Here is a 15858-nt window from a genome sequence, read left to right as displayed (position 1 = left end):
ATCGGCCTGCAGGCGCGAGCGTCCAACCGAGCGCCCGCGCGGGCACGGGTGAGGGCTGGGGCTAGCCTGCCAGCGTGTCAGGTGTACGCCCCGAGCGGCGCGAGGTCGACGAGGCGGAGTCCCTGCGGGCCAACCGTGCCGATTGGGACGCCTACGCCGACGAGTACCAGTCCACCCACGGGGAGTTCCTCGGGGACCACGGCTTCCTGTGGGGTCCGGAGGGGGTCCGCGAGGACGACCTGCACGCCCTCGGTGACGTCGAGGGCAAGGACGTGCTGGAGATCGGCAGCGGCGCCGGGCAGTGCTCGCGCTGGGTCCTGGTCCACGGCGGTCGGCCGGTCGGCATCGACGTCTCCATGAGGCAGCTCCAGCACAGCCGGCGCATCGACGAGGAGCACCGGGTCGTCGTACCCACCCTGTGTGCGTCGGCGGCCGGGATGCCGTTCGGAGACGCGACCTTCGATGTCGTCTTCTCGGCCTTCGGCGCCCTTCAGTTCGTCGCCGACGCCGAGGCCCTGGTCGCCGACGTCGCGCGGGTGCTGCGGCCCGGAGGCGTCTTCGCGTTCTCGATCACCCACCCGACCCGCTGGATGTTCCCCGACGATCCCGGCGAGGAGGGACTGGTCGCGTCGCAGTCCTACTGGGACCGGACGCCGTACGTCGAGGTCGACGACGTGACCGGCGAGACCAGGTATGTCGAGCACCATCGCACCCTCGGCGACTGGGTGGGCGCGCTGGCCCACTGCGGCTTCCGGATCACCGACCTGCACGAGCCGGAGTGGCCGGCCGAGCACGACCGGACCTGGGGCGGCTGGAGCCGGGTCCGGGGCATGCTGACGCCAGGTTCGGCGGTCTTCGTGGCCCGGCTCGACGGACCCCGCCCCGGCCGGGCGACCTAGCCGACCCGGTCCGGCAGGTGGTCGTGGGCCCAGAGCGCGGCGCTGGTGCGGTCGGCGACACCGAGCTGGCGGAACACCCGGCCGAGGTGGGCCTTGACCGTGCGCTCGCTGATCCCGAGGCGGCGCCCGATCTGCTTGTTGGCCAGGCCCTGCGCCACCAGCCGCAGGACCTCGAGCTCGCGGGGGCTCATCGCATCCTCGGGACGACCACCCGAGTCGGGGAGCAGCACGCCGGCCACACGCGGGTCGAGCGGGACGTGGCCCGCAGCGGCGGAACGAACCGCCGCGAGGAGGTCACCCGGCTCGCAGTCCTTGAGGAGATAGCCGACCGCGCCGGCGCCGAGTGCGTCGCTGACCCGGCCCCGGTCGGAGAAGCTGGTGAGCACGACGATCTTCACCTCGGGCTGTTCGGCGAGGATCCGGCGGGTGGCCTCGACCCCGTCGACGCCGGGCATCGACAGGTCCATCAGGACGACGTCGGGGTAGGTGCGCGCGGCCTCGGTGACCGCCTGGTCCCCGCCGCCGGCCTGGGCGACCACCCTGATGTCCTCGGTGGCGCCGAGCAGGGCGTCCAGTCCGGCGCGGACCATCTGGTGGTCGTCGACCAGGAGCACGGTGATCAGCGACGGGTTCGGTTCAGTCATCGGGGGTGTCCTCCGGCTCGGGGGGGGTCGGGTTCGGGTGGGTCGCCGCGGCCTGCGGCACCCGCAGTCGCCAGTGCGTGCCGCGGCGCGGAACCGAGGCGACCTGCAGCAGGGCTCCCCCGGTGGCCGCAGCGTTGGCGAGCAGCTGCAGGCCGAAGTGGCCGGGCTCCGGGTCGGCGAGCTGGGCGTCGACGTCGAAGCCGTTGCCGTCGTCGAGCACGTCGAGGACCACCTCGTCGCCGACCCGGTAGAGCGTCACGCTCGCGGTGCACGGCACCGCGTGCTTGGCCGCGTTGCGCAGCGTCTCCTGCGCGACCCGGTAGACGAGCCGCTCCTGCTCCGGAGTGAGTCCGAGCTCGGCCTCGTCGTCGTGGTGCAGCCGGACCTCGAGCCCCGGAGCACGCACGGACTGCACGAGATCGCCGAGGGCGGCCCCGAGACCGGCCTGCGCGAGGCTGGCCGGGTAGATGTCGACCAGCAGCGAACGCAGGGCCCGGATGCTCGCACGCACCGAGCCGGCGACGGTCTGGAGCTCGTCGACCAGCCAGTGCTGGCCGGCCGCCTTGGCTCGCGCCGTCGCGCCCGCGACCACGAACGAGGTCGCGGCGAGGTCCTGGACAGGGCCGTCGTGCAGCGAGGCGGCGATCAGGCGACGCTCGTTGCTGGAGGCGTCCACCGACCGTTGCAGCAGGAGCTCGCGTTGGCGCTGGTTGCGGCGTACCCGCGACATCAGGTGCCAGAACAGCGGCGTGATCAGCAGCAGGAAGAGGAGCAGGCTGCTCAGGGTGACGCCGGCGAAGCCGCGCCAGAGCTGGCTGGTGCGCTGGCCGACCTGCTCGTACGGCGCGTAGATCTCGAAGAGCAGCTTCTTGCCCGAGTCGGTGTAGACGGGTCGGTAGACCTCCACCAGCTTGTCGCCGGCCTTGCCGTCGAGGGTGTTCTCGTCCCGGTCGAGGTGGGAGATGTCAGCCCGGGTCTCGGACTTCTCGAGCGCATCGGTCTGGTCCTCGTCGAGGTGGAAGGTCCGCCCGACCAGGCCGGACTCGTCTGCGTAGACGACCTTGCCGCCAGGGGTCCAGAGCTTGACGTGCGTGACGGACGGCCCAAGGACGTGGGCGTGCACCAGGTTGTCGAACGTCTTCCGGGCGGCCGGCTGTCCAGCGGCCAGCTGGTCGGTGAGCGCCGGGCGGATGACCGTCTCGGCGAAGACGTCGGTCAGGTTGACGGCGTCGTTGACCGCCTCGCGCTCGGCCAGCTTGCGGGCGGCCAGGGATCCGCCGACCGTGACCGCCACGAGCACCAGCACGATGCCGAGCACGAGCTGGGCGACCACGCGACGCACCTGCATCGGCTCCTCGCCCATGACCTCGCGCTCGGGCGTCGCGATCGTGCGCCAGCTGACGTCTGACGGCCCGTTCTCCGCGCTGTCGTCGGCACCCTGGTCCGGCGTGGCCGACGCAACGGAGGACTGGAGGTCAGTCGTCGGATCCGTGGCCACCGGACCCACCGTCGTCCGAGCCACCGCCGTGGCGTCCGTCGTCACCGCCCGAGTGGTGCCCGCTGTCGTTGCTGCCGTCGCCGCCACCCGAGTGGGAGCCGCGGTCGTCGCCGGCATCGTGGTTCGCACCGTCGTCCGCGCCACCGCCACCATTGCCGCTGGTCGACCCGGGACCCTGGTTGTCACCCGACCCGTCGTGGCCTCCGCCGCTGCCCGACGAGCCACGCCCCGAGCTGTCGCCGGAGCCGTCGTCGCCGCCCCGGTTGCGGTCATCGCCCCGGTCGTCGTTGGCGTCGTGGTTCGGACCGTCGTCCGCGCCTCCCCGCCCACGGTCGTCGGCGGCGTCGTGAGTGGGGGCGGTGCTCGGCTGCGGCGTCGGGGTGCTGCTCGCGTCGTCGCGCGACACCTGGTCAGGGACGCGCACGGGGACCGACTGGGAGAACGAGGCGTTGCCCGTGAGTCCCAGCACGGCCGGGACCAGTGCGACGACGATGCCGGCGACGTAGAGGTAGATGCGGTTCATCGGGACTCCAGGTGATAGCCGGGGCGCGGTGCTCCCTCAGCCACAACCATGGATCCTAGACAGGACAGCCCGCTATCGCGCGATGGTCGTAGTACCTCCGCCGTCGGGAGCCCCTGGCGTCAGACGTGGGCAGGCTCGCGGTGTTCCGCAGTCGGTGTGTCGCGGCGGCGGCCGGCGATCAGCAGGAACGCGGCGATGCCGAGGCAGATCACGCCACCGACGATGCCCACGACCGGGACGATCCACTCGACCAGGCTGAGCAGGCGCAGGTTGCTGTCGGAGTCGTCGACGCTCTGCTGCTGCTGGGCGCTGGTGAAGGCCAGCTGCAGGTCGAGGACCTTCTCGCCGCTGTCCAGGAAGCGCTGCTGGTCATCGGTCTGGTTGAGGATCGCACCGGTGCGCGGCTCGACGTAGATCGTGGTCTCGTCGGTGTAGGTGCCCTTGACGCCCTCGGCGATGTCGATCGGTGCGTCCTTGGTGACGACCTTGAAGACGTAGGTCTCGGCGCCCTTCACCTTGGCCGTGCCGGAGTACTTCGCGTCGACGGCCTTGCCGAGCGTGCCTTCCCAGTAGGGGTAGGTCTTTTTCTCGGTGTCGAAGGGGAACTTGTTCACCAGTCCGTGGTGCTCGACGGCGTCGGAGGGGAGGTACTTGCTGTCGTTGACCGCCAGCGCCGACACGCGGTCGGTGGCGAACACGTCGGTGCTGGCCGATATGAGGCGCGGGTCCTGGCCGTCAACGCAGTCCGGAGGGTTGTCCGTGTCGATGACCAGGCAGCTGCTGTTGGTCCAGACGACGACGTTGTCGCTGGAGGCCTTCGAGTCCGTCTTGGTCACGCTGGTCGCGTTCACGGGGTTGGACTCGAGCTCCCCGGTCGCGGTGTTGAGCTTCTGGGCCTGGCCGCTGAGGTGAGTCGTGGTGCTCACGTCGAGCGGGGTCTTCTTCACCACTCCCGGTGCCCAGAGCCAGCAGACGAGGCCTGCTACGAGAAGAAATCCACCGAGTCCGAACAGCACCGGAATGATCTTGCGCATGTAGTCCCTCCCAGAACTCGTCGGCGTAAGGTAGCGCACTCCGTGCCGGGGGCGCATCAGGCGCCCCGATATGTGCCGGACACCCTCCCGAAACAAGGACGTAGGATTCGGGCGCCCAGCATGATGGCCTCCACGCGATGCCACGCCGTGCGTGCCACGCGTCGCAGCCGAAGGAGGACGGGGTGCTCGCAGTGACCACCCCGTTGCGTGCGCTCGCGGCCGTCTGGACCTCCCGGGACCGTGCCCAACGAGTCTCCGCCGTCGCCGCCGTCATGGTGGTCGCGCAGGTCGCCTTCCGGGCGTGGGTGCTGCTCCCGTCGTGGTTCCTGTACGACGACTACAGCTTCCTGTACGACGCCCGCAGGTCTGCCCTGAGCGTCCATTTCCTGATGCGCCCCTACGAGGGTCACCTGATGCCCGGTGGGCGCCTGGTCACCTGGATCGTGGCCCACTCCGGCGAGCTCAACTGGACCCTGGCCGCCTCGTTCACCCTGGTGCTCCAGGCCGCCGCCAGCCTCGCGGCCTGGTGGATGCTGCGCACCCTTTTCGGCACCCGACCGGCCATCCTGGTGCCGTTGGCGATCTACCTGACCAGCGCCCTGACCCTCCCGGGTTTCACCTGGTGGATCGCGTCCCTCACCTCGCTGCCCGCCCAGGTCTCCTTCTTCGTCGCCGTCGGGGCGTGGGTGGTCCACCTGCGCACCAGGCGCTGGCTGCCCCTGGCGGGGACCGTTGTCGCCGTGGCCGTGAGCCTCGCCTTCGACGTGAAGGCCGTGCTGGTGCTGCCCGTGCTGGCCTACCTCGCCGTGGCCTACTTCTCCTCCGGCTCGCTGCTGCGTCGGCTCTGGCACGTGCTCTGGTCCTACCGCTACAGCTGGTTGCTGCTGATCCTCCTGGGCGCGGCCTACAGCGGCTACTACCTGCTCGAGGTCCCGCAGATCACCAAGGACGCACCCACGACGTCGCTGGGCGAGCTGGTCTCGCTGCTCTTCGGTCGAGCCCTGGTGCCCGGAATCCTCGGAGGACCGTGGCAGTGGCGCGACCCGAGCCCGCCGACGGCGTTCAGTGACACCCCGGACCTCCTGGTGAGTGCCTCGTGGGCCCTGGCCGCGCTGGTCATCGTCTACCTCGCCCTGCGCCGGACCCGGACGCTGCGTGCCTGGGTCCTGCTCGGCCTCTACCTCGTGATCGTCGCCGGGCTGCTGGCCAGCGCCAGGTCCGACTACGGTCAGGTCGCCGGGCGCGACTACCGCTTCCTCACCGGAACGGCGTGCGTGGCGGTGCTCTGCATCGCACTCGCCTCGATCGAGCTGAAGGGTGCGGTCGAGAGCAGCGAACCGCGCGAACAGCCGTTGGTGCTGGCCCTCCCGCGGTGGTGGCCGGTGTTCCTCGTCTCGCTGGTCAGTGTCTCGGGGATCGCCAACTCGGTGGCGTACGGCCACATCTGGCACACCGGGAACGCCAGCAACGCCTACGTGCACAACCTGCGCAACGACCTTCGGCACGCCGGCCGAGCGGACCTCGTCTCGACCAGCCCGCCCGAGTCCGTGCTGACGCGACTCCTCTACCCGCGCAACACCACCGAGCTGCTGGCGCGGCTCGTCTCCGAGCACGTGACCTTCCCGTCAGTGAGCCGGCGGCTGCTGGTCGTCGGGCCGAAGGGTGGGCTCCACCGGGCCGACATCAAGCTCGGCGTCGCGTCACGCGAGGGACCGTCGGAGGGCTGCGGCTGGCACGTGACCTCGGCGGGGCTCGACATCCCGCTCGAGGGCCGGGCCTTCGAGTCGACCTGGTGGCTACGGGTCGGCTACCTGGCCAGCGACCCGTCCGAGCTGACCATCACCACCGGCGACGACGAGCGTCGAGTCCAGGTTCCCGGTGGTCTGGGTAATCTCTTCCTGCGGGTGACCGGGACGTTCGACTCGGTCCGCATCGACGGGCTGGAGCCCGGCCAGACCATGTGCGTCGACCGCATCGAGGTCGGACAACCGGTGGCAGGGGGAAGTCTGTGACGCACGAGGACACGATCTCCTCCCCCGTCCTGACCCCCGAGCAGGGTCCGGTCTTCCCTGCTCTCGACGCCTTGCGCGCGGTCGGTGCCTTGGCAGTGTTCACCACGCACGCGGCGTACTGGGCCGGCGCCTACATCGGGCACGGCGTGTGGGGCTCGGTGCTGGCGCGCCTCGACGTGGGAGTGGCGATCTTCTTCGTCCTGTCCGGTTTCCTGCTGGCGCGGCCCTACCTGGCCCGTGCCCTGGACCGCCGTCCAGCACCCGCGCTGGGGCACTACTACTGGAAGCGGGCCCTGCGGATCCTGCCGTTGTACGTCGTGACGGCACTGCTGGCGCTGGGGCTGATCACCAAGAACAACGACCTCGGGCCACGCGACTGGGCCGTCACCCTGGGACTGGGCAACACCTTCGTCGACCGCCAGCTGCCGGACGGGCTGACCCACATGTGGAGCCTCGCGGTCGAGGTCTCCTTCTACGTGCTGCTCCCGCTGTTGATGCTGATCGCCGTCGGCCGGTCGGGCCGGCTCCACCCGCGCCGGGTGCTGGCGCTCGTGCTGGTCCTGGTGGCGGTGACGGTCGGCTGGGAGCTGTGGGGTTCGCCGTGGGCGAGCGGGTGGACGTCGGGGCAGCCCAACGAGTGGCTGCCGGCGTACCTCTGCTGGTTCGGGGTCGGCATCCTGCTTGCCCTGGTCGAACTGCTCCACCGGCGCGGCAGCACGTCACGCTGGATCTCGCGGGTCGTGTCCCTGGCCGGGCAACCCGGCAGCTGCTGGGCGATGGCCGCCGGGCTGATGCTGGTCGCCGCCACTCCCCTGGCCGGCCCGTCGATGCTGGTCGCACCGACGCCCGGGCAGCTGCTGGCCAAGAACCTCGTGTACGCCGCGATCGGCGGCCTTGTGGTCATGACCGGGATCTTCCCGGCACCGGACAGCGCGTATGCGCGGGTGCTGAGCCAGCGCTGGGCACGCCACCTCGGGTTCATCTCCTACGGCTTCTTCTGCCTGCACCTGCCGGTGCTGCACTTCGTCATGTGGGTGACCGGGTGGCCGCTGTTCGAGGGCCGGTTCGTGGCCATCTGGGCGATCTCGCTGGCGCTCAGCCTGGCGGCGGCCGAGGTGGCCTACCGGCTGATCGAGGTGCCCGCGTCGCGCCTGCGTCCGCTGGGCCGGGGCGAGAGCCCGATGAGCGCGGCCACCACCGGGGCCAGCACGAGGTAGTGCGGCCAGGACTCCTGGCCGGCCCAACCCGCGACGTCGGCCCAGGGGTGGAAGAAGTAGCCCACCGAGGCCAGCAGGCACAGGCCACCGAAGATCCATGGACCCGCCTGTGCCAGCTCCCCGCGCAGGGCCGCTGAGCCGACGGCCACGATGACAGCGACGAGCAGGCCCGCCCAGCCGGCCACCAGCAGCGCACCACCGCCGGCCAGGCCGTAGGCCAGCAACCAGGGCACCCTCGCCTCTCCGAGTGGAGGCGGCTCGGGGCCGCGGCGTCGACGCAGCCCCAGGAGGACGGTGGCGCCGATGAGCACGGCGAGGCACAGCAGGCCGACCCCGAGCCCGATGCGGTAGAGGGCGTCAGGTCGGAACGTCGCCACCACCGGCCTCGAGTCGCGCAGCTGCCACCCCTGCTGCCATCCGTTGAGCACGACCGGCGCGAGCGTGTGCCCGTCCTGGCCGGCCCGCCAGCCCGGGTTCGCGTTCTGGCCGAGGTTGACCACGTCGTGCGAGCCACCGACGGTCGGCTGGATCACGGTCCGGACGGCGCCGTGCCGGGTCGAGGGGGCGGCGTACGACGCACCGCCGGCGCTCGCCGCGGCGGTGTTGCGCAGGACGAGCGACTGGAACTGGAAGGCATCGGATCCCCGCACGGTGACCTCGTTGGTGCCGCCACGAAGATCGACCGGGCTCGTCGGAGTCGCCGTCTGACCCGCCGTACAGATCCTGGCCGGCACCGGCCGCCCTGAGAACAGCCGCGCTGCGGTGGCGACGACCCGGGTCGGGTAGGACGTGCCGTTGACGCTCACCTGCGGGCCGGTGCCGCAGCTGGTGCGGGTGACGCGGGTCGAGAGCACGGTCGGCACGTAGGGCAGCCCGCGCAGGCGGAGCTCCCCGATGCCGACGCCGATCTGGCTCGAGCGCCCGTCGAAGCCCACGTCGGTGGCGAACGCAGCCTCCCGCACCAGGATCCGCAGCCGCGCGGTGCGGATGGCCGGGAACCGCGCCTGGCCGTCGGCGTCGAGCGTCACGTCGCGGTGGCCTCGCGGCCAGATGAGGGTGATCTCCCGGGGTTGGCGGGCGGCGACGTCGTCGGAGGTGCTCATGCTCACGCCGCTGATGGCGCGGCGGCCGATCCAGCTCAGGTCGAGGGTTGGCTTGAAGTCGGCCACGTTCGCGATCCAGGTGGTGCCGGGGTCCCCGTCGATGGCGGCGATCGGCGAGGCTCGCGGGTCGGGGACTGCCGTCGAGGACGCCGTGATGTTGATCGGCTGGCCACGCAGGATGAGCGCGTCGAGGGCCTCCCCCGCGAGCGGTCGCACCCGCATCCGGGGCGCGAACCGGCCCACCTCCGGCAGGGTGAAGGCCCGGCCGACGCCGGTGGCCTCCTCGCTCGGCCGGTCCTTGTCCTGGGCACAGCGCACGCTGCCGTCGACCTGGGTGCAACCTCGTCGGGCATCGAGGTCGGCGCGCAGCACCACGGCGCTCGGATCGCCCCAGGAGTCGGGGACACGGGGCAGCACCAGCTCGCGGTGCACGTCGAGACCGTCGAAGGACACGTCGGCCAGGGCCATCAGCCGGTTGTTGGTCCCGGGCGCCTCGACCTGCACCCAGCGGGTCCGTCCGGGCGGTGGCGTGAGGTCGACCTTCTCCCGAGGGCCGGTGGCCTGGGCCGCGCTCACGCCGTTCTCGGTGCGGACGCGGACCACGCCGTTGTCGACCGCGCGCGAGCCCAGGTTCACCGTCACCGTCCCGACGTCCCGGGCTTCGGGCAGCGTGACGCGCCACCAGATGTGACCCGACCGCGAGGGGTTCGAGACCCACTCGGTGGCGGTCGACCCGTCGACGGCGGCGTACGGCAGCTCGCCGCGGCGGGAGCCGCCGGGTGCGTCGGAGTCCGACTCCGAGGAGGAGGCGGTCACGGAGCGCGCCCCGACGTAGCGGGCGACGGTCTGCCAGCGACGTTGGTGGGCCGTCAGGTAGTCCAGGTGCGGGTTGAGCGCTCGCGCCCGGTCGCGTTCGGCCTGGGTCGCGGAGTAGCCGTCGTGGATGCGGGCGTAGGAGCGCTCACGTCGGCGCAGCCCGTCGGTGAGCACGTACGGCGCCGCGCCCGGTCCCACCTCGACGTGCGAGTCGACGTCGGAGCCGAGCACCGTCGGTTCGGTCCCGATCACGTGGAAGTCCTGGAGGTCGAGGAGGTCCTCTGGCCCCCCGACCACGACGGTCGGACTGGTCCCCGAGGTGGTCGAGGAGACGCCCGGCACCCGGTAGATCTCGACCGCGGGGTACTCCGCCTGCCACCCGCCGTTGACCACGGTCCGGATCTTCCCGGTGGTGAGGTGTGCGCCTCCGCCGACGTCCGGCCCGAAGTGGGCGACCCTGGTCAGTCCGGGCGACTGGGCGATGGCCTGGTGCACCACCACCGGATCCGGCACGTCACTGCTCGGATGGAGGTCGTTGCGTACGACGAGGAACCCGATGCCGTTGCGCTGGAGGTACCTCGTGAACCCGATGGACCCGTGGCCCTGGGCGAAGCGGTCCTCGACGGTGTCGAGCATCCGGATGTTGTTCACCGGTGCGAGCGGGATGGCGTTGCGCACGGCCCACGGCGAGTGGGCCAGGAACTGGAGCGGCTCGTCCTTGGGTGACCCCCACAGATAGGTCCCGAAGGCCGAACCTGGCGCGAGCAGGGCGGTGCCGTCGCCGGGGTGGGCCGCGAGATAGGTGGCCGTCTGCTTCCAGTACGTCGGCACCTCGGCCACCGGGTTGGCCGGTTCGAGCCGACCGACCAGGATCGGCGAGAAGGACCCGATGAGCCCCACCATCACCAGGCCCAGCACCGCGGTCTGGTTGACGCGTTCGAGCATGGGACCGACGTCGTCCGTCGTCCGTGGGGTGGCGCGCCGCGCCGCGAGCAGTCGCTCGACGACCAAGGCCAGGCCGATCACGAGCGGCAGCCTGATGATCGGGTCGAACTTGTGCACGTTGCGCAGCGGTGCCAAGGCACCGTCGAGCAAGGTGCGGATGTCCCCGGCGAAGAGACCGTGGACGGTGCCGGTGTGACCAGCCGTCACCATCAACAGGCCGGTGAGCACCGAGATGGCGAGGAACGGTCGGTGCGGGTTGCGGCGGTCGATCAGCCCGGCGAACCCGGTTAGCAGCAGGACGCCACTGTTCACGGCGAGAAAGCCCGCGGTGACGAGGTCGTTGCCGGCTCGGGAGTCGGGGCTGACGTAGGGGATCCAGTTCGACGTACCCCTCAGTGCGTCGAAGACCGTGGTCGGGAACGTCGTGACCGACGTCGTCTCGATGAAGTCGAGGAAGGGCGGGCTGTAGGAACCCATCACGAACAGCGGCACCAGCCACCACAGCGTCCCGACCAGCGTGAAGGTCGGCCACCAGATCATCAGGCTGCGACGTCGCGGGCCGCCAGTCCGGGTGAGGATCCAGATGACGCCGAGCGGCAGCACTGCGAACGTGGCCGAGGCGTTCACCCCGCCGACCAGGGCGACCGCGACGGCCGACAGCGCGGCTGCGCGTCGGGGTGATCCCGAGTTCGAGCCCAGGATCAGCGGCAGCAGGACCCACGGCGCCAGTGCGCTCGGCCAGGCCTCGATGGAGATCGGTCCGAGCACGGTGAGCATGCGCGGGGAGAGTGCGAAGGCGAGCCCGGCCGAGATGCTCGCCAGGTCCGAGCGGACGCCCAGCGCCCGCACCACGCGGACGGTGCCCAGGAACGCCACGATCATGATGAGCGCCTGCCACAGCCGCTGGACGATCCAGCCGGGAACGGCGGCGGCGTGCAGGAGCGCGAAGAACGGCCCCATCGGCCACAGGTAGCCGTAGGCCTGGTTCTGCAGCTGGCCGAAGGCGCCACCGTCGTCCCACAGGTGCAGGGCGCGCTCCAGGAACTGCTGCGGCGACACCGCCAGGTCGAACTTCGTGTCCGAGACCAGGAAGCCGGAGTTCTGGATGAACGCCAACCCGACCAGGAGCAGACAGACGGCGAGCAGGCGGACGGCGGTGCGGAACCTCACCTCTTGCGCAAGACGATCACGAGGTTCCACGTCACCACCTCTCGTACCAGCGGCACCCGCAGCAGCCATCGCGACCACCAGGGGTTGTACCGCGGGGTCAGGGCGATCACGTCGGCGGCGGTCTGCTTCCTGGCCCAGCGCAGCCCGGCGCTGACCGTGACCGGGAAGAGTGACTCGCCGTACTGGTTCTTGGGCTCGTGGCCGTGGGTGCGCCGGTAGCGCCGTCGCGCGTAGCGCCCGCCGAGGTAGTGCCAGGGCCCGGTCTCGTGCCCGCCGTGGGGGCCCCACCAGACGGTGTAGCTGATGAACACGGTCCCGCCACTTCGCGTGACACGCACCATCTCCTCGGCCATCAGCCACGGATCCGGCACGTGCTCGAGCACGTTGCTCGAGTAGCAGAGGTCGAGCGAGCCGTCCCGGAACGGCAGCCGCATGCCACTGCCGATCACCGTCCGGTGGGAGATCTCACCCAGGCCGGCGAGCTCGCCGACGTCCGCATCGAGGGCGAGGTACGTCGCGCCCGCGGCCTCGAACGCGTCGCGGAAGTAGCCCGGTCCACCGCCGACATCGAGCATCACCGCACCGGTCAGATCGGTGTAGCTGCTCAGCTGGGCCGCCGAGTCCGCGGCCAGCGCGGTGTAGAAACATCCCGGGTCGGGCTGCTCGTAGCGGAACTCGCGCAGCAGCCTCACCGAGCGGCTCCACGACGCCCGCCACGACGACGCAGACGTGGCGGGCGGGCTGGACACGCGGTGACCCTACCGGCGCATTCCACAGAACGAGACGCGGGCTAGCCTGTCCGCCATGACCGAGCTGGAGCAGCTGGCCGGGAAGCGCGTGGTCTTCCTGAGCTGGCGCGACACCCACAACCCCGAAGGGGGCGGGGCCGAGCTCTACCTCGAGAAGGTGGCAGCGGGACTGGTCGACCGCGGGTGCGAGGTCACCATCTTCTGCGCGGCCCACGCGGCCGCGCCGCCCGACGAGACCGTCGACGGCATCCGGTTCGTGCGACGCGGTTCCAAGCTCTCGGTCTACCCCGTGGGCATGGCGTCCCTGCGACGCGGCGATCTCGGCGACCCCGACGTGGTCGTGGACGTCCAGAACGGACTCCCCTTCTTCTCCCGCTTGGTCACCCGAAAGCCGGTCGTCGTGCTCGTCCACCACGTGCACCGCGAGCAGTGGCCGGTCGTCTATCCCGGGCTGACCGGGCGGGTCGGCTGGTGGATCGAGCGCCGTCTGGCGCCGTGGCTCTACCGGCGAGAGCAGTACGTCGCCGTGTCCCGGGCGACCCGGGGTGAGCTCCGACAGCTCGGCGTCACCGGTCCTCGCGTCGCCGTGGTCCACAACGGCACCGATCCTGCCCTGGCGGTGGACGTCACGAAGTCACCGACCCCGATGATCGCCGTGGTCGGACGCCTGGTCCCCCACAAGCAGGTGGAGCACGCCATCGACGCGGCCATCTCCCTGCGCGCCGAGTTCCCCGACCTCAGGCTGCACGTCGTCGGTGGCGGCTGGTGGGAGGGCAACCTGCACGAGTACGCCGAGCAGCAGGGAGCAGGGGACACCGTCGTCTTCGAGGGCCACGTCGAGGAGCAGCGCAAGCACGAGGTCTACGAGCAGGCCTGGGTGCTGGCCCTGCCCTCCCTGAAGGAGGGCTGGGGTCTCGTGGTCGGCGAGGCGGGCATGCACGAGACACCCGCGGTCGCCTACCGGAGCGCCGGTGGGACGCGGGAGTCGATCGAGGACGGCGTGTCCGGAATCCTGGTCGACAGCCAGGCCGACCTGACCGACGCGCTGCGCGAGGTGCTACGCGACCGGGCGCTGCGAGCGCAGCTGTCGAAGGGGGCGCGCGAGGTGAGCGACACCTTCACCTGGGGGCACGCCCAGGAGTCGTTCGCCGTCGTGCTCCGGGAGGTGCTCGACGACCGCCGGGTGGACAGCCAGGACCCGGAAGAGCCCGAGCTCTAGGCGAAGGGGACGACGCTCCGAGGCGTCAGCCGTTGCTGCCGTAGTCGATCGTGACCGGCTTGGTCGCGTCCGTGGGGTTGGCCCCCGGTGACGTCTGCTGGTTGACCAGACCGACGACGGTGACCGTCGCGATCACCGCACCTGCAAGCACGCTGCCCACGGTCGCCAACAAGGCTGAAATACCCAATTTATTTTGTCCTCCCTCAAACCCGCGGGTAACTGTAACAGCGGGTCAGCGGTTTGGTGCTCTTCTCCGGACGCGGCGTCGGAGGGCCACCACGACGGCCGCCAGGGGCGCCGCCACGAAGACCGTCCAGGCGCCTGCCATGGCCACGATCCAGGGCGTCGGCGTCGTCTGCTCGTGCACGTCCCGCAGCTGCTGCACGAGCACCCCGGGCCGGTCGAGCAGCGCGTGTCCGGCCACCAGCGGCGACCGTCCGGCGTCCCGCTCGGTGACGACGAAGCCGACCCCCAGCCCACTGAGCCCACTGGCTCGTTGCCCCGGGGTGGGCGCTCGCAGGACTGCGGCAGCGGCCCGCGCCCGCTTGTCCTCGCCGGCGATGCGCACCCCGTCGACGAAGAGGTCGTCGCTGGCCACGTAGTCGAGGGGCAGCAACCGGCCCACCGGGTCGAGCACCTTGTTCCCGTGGTTCCAGGACGGCTGCCGATAGCTGCTCATCGGCAGCAGCAGCACGTCGCCCGGCGCTCCCCGGTCGTGTGCACTCGCCACCACGCCCCGAGCCGCGAGCAGGTCATCGGGGTAGGCGACCGGCTGGAGCCGACCGGCGATGCCGAGGGCCGCGTCGGGCAGCAGGGCCAACGGCACCAGCACGAGGGCGAGCAGGGTCCCGGGGCGCGCGGCGACCGGCAGCCGGCGTACGAGCGTCGAGGCGCCGTACCCCGCCACGACCGCCAGCCCGACTGCGCTGAGGGACAACAGCCGCGAGCCGTCGCGGAGCAGGCCGAAGCCCGGGACGTGTGCGACCAGCCAGCCCAGGGGCGTCGGGGCCAGCCAGGTGAGTACGGCGAAGCCCCAGCCGACGGCCCAGCACCACACGAAGCCCGACACGTCACGAGCTCCGACGTCACGTCGCCAGCGGCGCCAACCGACCGCGACGATCCCGACCACGAACAGCAGCGAGACCCAACCGAGGACGCCGGTGCGCGACGCAGGGACCACCTCGCTGTTCCAGATGCCGCCGAGGGACAAGGCGGCGAGCGGCGCCGGCACGGACCCCTCGCCGTGCAGCGCGAAGGTGCCGGCCCCGACTGCGCTGGTCACCGTGTCCCCGGCGTGCAGCAGGCCGGACACGATCCACGGGGCGTTGCCCGCCAGCACCAGCGCCACGAGCATGCGCGCGCGTCCGGCACCACGGACCAGCGCGAACGCCAGGAGCGCGACGGCCGTGGCCAGTCCGGCACTGGCGCTCAGGCTGCCCACCGGCACCAGCCACCACAGCCGGAGCGGCAGCTGCCCGCTGGTGCGCCACGTCTGCGCGGCGTCGATGACCCAGGGCAGCACGGCGTACCCCACCAGCACCGGCCAGTGCCCGATGACCAGCCGCTCCGCGACGAACGGGTTCCAGACGTAGGCCGTGACAGCGACCAGCTGGGCGGCCAGGGATCTCTCGGTCAGCCGCACCACCCCGGCGCCGGCGACCACCAGCACCCCCAGCAGCACGATCTTCTGGAGCAACATGCCGGGGACGATCTCGTCCAGCACGGCCACGACCGCGTCCGACGGGACGGCCCGGGGCAGTCCGCTGCCGAGGCCCAGGAACGACGACCGCAGGCTCAGGTCGGGCACCCAGACCATGTCGTAGCTGAGCACGTATCCCCGGCCGAGAGCCGGGCCGAGCATCAGTAGTGCCAGCGCCACCGACCAGACGTAGGGCACGTACCGGCGCCAGCTCGCCACTCGTGCCTCCGTCCCACCGCCGAGCGTCGATGCCCGTACCTATCCCCGGTCGCGATCGTGTCGTCACCGATCCAACCATCCGCGCAACAGGCCCGTACCCTCACCGATGTG

General features: G+C 71.2%; 12 protein-coding genes. 4 read left to right on the top strand and 8 right to left on the bottom strand.

Going from position 1 to position 15858, the window contains the following annotated elements; translation table 11 throughout:
- Positions 1–74 precede the first annotated feature (74 nt).
- Entirely contained in the window at positions 75–899 is an 825-nt protein-coding gene (locus tag H976_RS0116485) for a class I SAM-dependent methyltransferase (protein WP_027862433.1), read from the top strand.
- On the opposite strand, the gene H976_RS0116480 is transcribed toward H976_RS0116485, so the two are convergent.
- From H976_RS0116480 to H976_RS0116465, 4 genes are all read right to left on the bottom strand, one after another.
- The gene (locus H976_RS0116480) at positions 896–1543 is read right to left on the bottom strand and encodes a response regulator transcription factor (RefSeq protein WP_027862432.1); all 648 of its coding nucleotides are present in this window, start codon (positions 1541–1543) and stop codon (positions 896–898) included. The two genes, H976_RS0116485 and H976_RS0116480, sit on opposite strands and share 4 nt — an antisense overlap.
- On the bottom strand, positions 1536–3041 hold the full coding sequence (locus H976_RS28990; RefSeq protein ID WP_196804122.1) for a sensor histidine kinase: 1506 nt from the start codon (positions 3039–3041) through the stop codon (positions 1536–1538). The genes H976_RS0116480 and H976_RS28990 overlap by 8 nt, the downstream gene beginning before the upstream one ends.
- Positions 3019–3564, bottom strand: a complete 546-nt coding sequence (locus tag H976_RS30445) for a hypothetical protein (RefSeq protein ID WP_051276937.1) — start codon at positions 3562–3564, stop codon at positions 3019–3021. The genes H976_RS28990 and H976_RS30445 overlap by 23 nt, the downstream gene beginning before the upstream one ends.
- Positions 3565–3683: 119 nt before the next feature.
- A complete protein-coding gene (locus H976_RS0116465) occupies positions 3684–4598 on the bottom strand; it encodes a DUF3068 domain-containing protein (RefSeq protein WP_027862430.1) in 915 nt (304 codons plus the stop codon).
- 182 nt (positions 4599–4780) lie between these two features.
- Between H976_RS0116465 and H976_RS0116460 the strand changes: the two genes are divergently transcribed.
- Together H976_RS0116460 and H976_RS29640 are read left to right on the top strand one after the other, a co-directional pair.
- Complete coding sequence (locus H976_RS0116460) at positions 4781–6610, top strand: hypothetical protein (RefSeq protein ID WP_027862429.1); 1830 nt, start codon at positions 4781–4783, stop codon at positions 6608–6610.
- Positions 6607–7827: an acyltransferase gene (locus H976_RS29640; protein WP_196804121.1), complete on the top strand. Its 1221-nt coding sequence runs from the start codon at positions 6607–6609 to the stop codon at positions 7825–7827. The genes H976_RS0116460 and H976_RS29640 overlap by 4 nt, the downstream gene beginning before the upstream one ends.
- Here the strand turns inward: H976_RS29640 and H976_RS0116445 are convergent.
- Together H976_RS0116445 and H976_RS0116440 are read right to left on the bottom strand one after the other, a co-directional pair.
- The gene (locus H976_RS0116445) at positions 7731–11861 is read right to left on the bottom strand and encodes an alpha-(1->3)-arabinofuranosyltransferase family protein (protein ID WP_027862427.1); all 4131 of its coding nucleotides are present in this window, start codon (positions 11859–11861) and stop codon (positions 7731–7733) included. The two genes, H976_RS29640 and H976_RS0116445, sit on opposite strands and share 97 nt — an antisense overlap.
- A complete protein-coding gene (locus tag H976_RS0116440) occupies positions 11858–12610 on the bottom strand; it encodes a class I SAM-dependent methyltransferase (RefSeq protein ID WP_155918365.1) in 753 nt (250 codons plus the stop codon). The genes H976_RS0116445 and H976_RS0116440 overlap by 4 nt, the downstream gene beginning before the upstream one ends.
- Before the next feature lie 55 nt (positions 12611–12665).
- Between H976_RS0116440 and H976_RS0116435 the strand changes: the two genes are divergently transcribed.
- Positions 12666–13829 (top strand): glycosyltransferase family 4 protein, encoded by a 1164-nt coding sequence (locus tag H976_RS0116435; RefSeq protein ID WP_051276936.1) that lies wholly within the window; start codon positions 12666–12668, stop codon positions 13827–13829.
- A 25-nt stretch (positions 13830–13854) separates the two neighbouring features.
- Here H976_RS0116435 and H976_RS30950 read toward each other — a convergent pair whose 3' ends face one another.
- Positions 13855–13980 (bottom strand): hypothetical protein, encoded by a 126-nt coding sequence (locus tag H976_RS30950; protein ID WP_255337324.1) that lies wholly within the window; start codon positions 13978–13980, stop codon positions 13855–13857.
- Between the two features lie 81 nt (positions 13981–14061).
- Entirely contained in the window at positions 14062–15747 is a 1686-nt protein-coding gene (locus H976_RS26870) for a hypothetical protein (protein ID WP_051276935.1), read from the bottom strand.
- Positions 15748–15858 lie beyond the last annotated feature (111 nt).

Source organism: Marmoricola sp. URHB0036 (assembly GCF_000426045.1).
Lineage (GTDB): Bacteria > Actinomycetota > Actinomycetes > Propionibacteriales > Nocardioidaceae > Marmoricola.
The sequence above is the reverse complement of the archived record's forward strand: the minus strand, read 5'-3'. Positions and strand labels throughout refer to the sequence as shown.

What these genes read in the sequence shown, in the direction of transcription:
- H976_RS0116480 (WP_027862432.1), bottom strand. Translation starts at nt 1,543, where the DNA reads ATGACTGAACCGAACCCGTCGCTGATCACCGTGCTCCTGGTCGACGAC.
- H976_RS30445 (WP_051276937.1), bottom strand. Translation starts at nt 3,564, where the DNA reads ATGAACCGCATCTACCTCTACGTCGCCGGCATCGTCGTCGCACTGGTC.
- H976_RS0116465 (WP_027862430.1), bottom strand. Translation starts at nt 4,598, where the DNA reads ATGCGCAAGATCATTCCGGTGCTGTTCGGACTCGGTGGATTTCTTCTC.
- H976_RS0116435 (WP_051276936.1), top strand. Translation starts at nt 12,666, where the DNA reads ATGACCGAGCTGGAGCAGCTGGCCGGGAAGCGCGTGGTCTTCCTGAGC.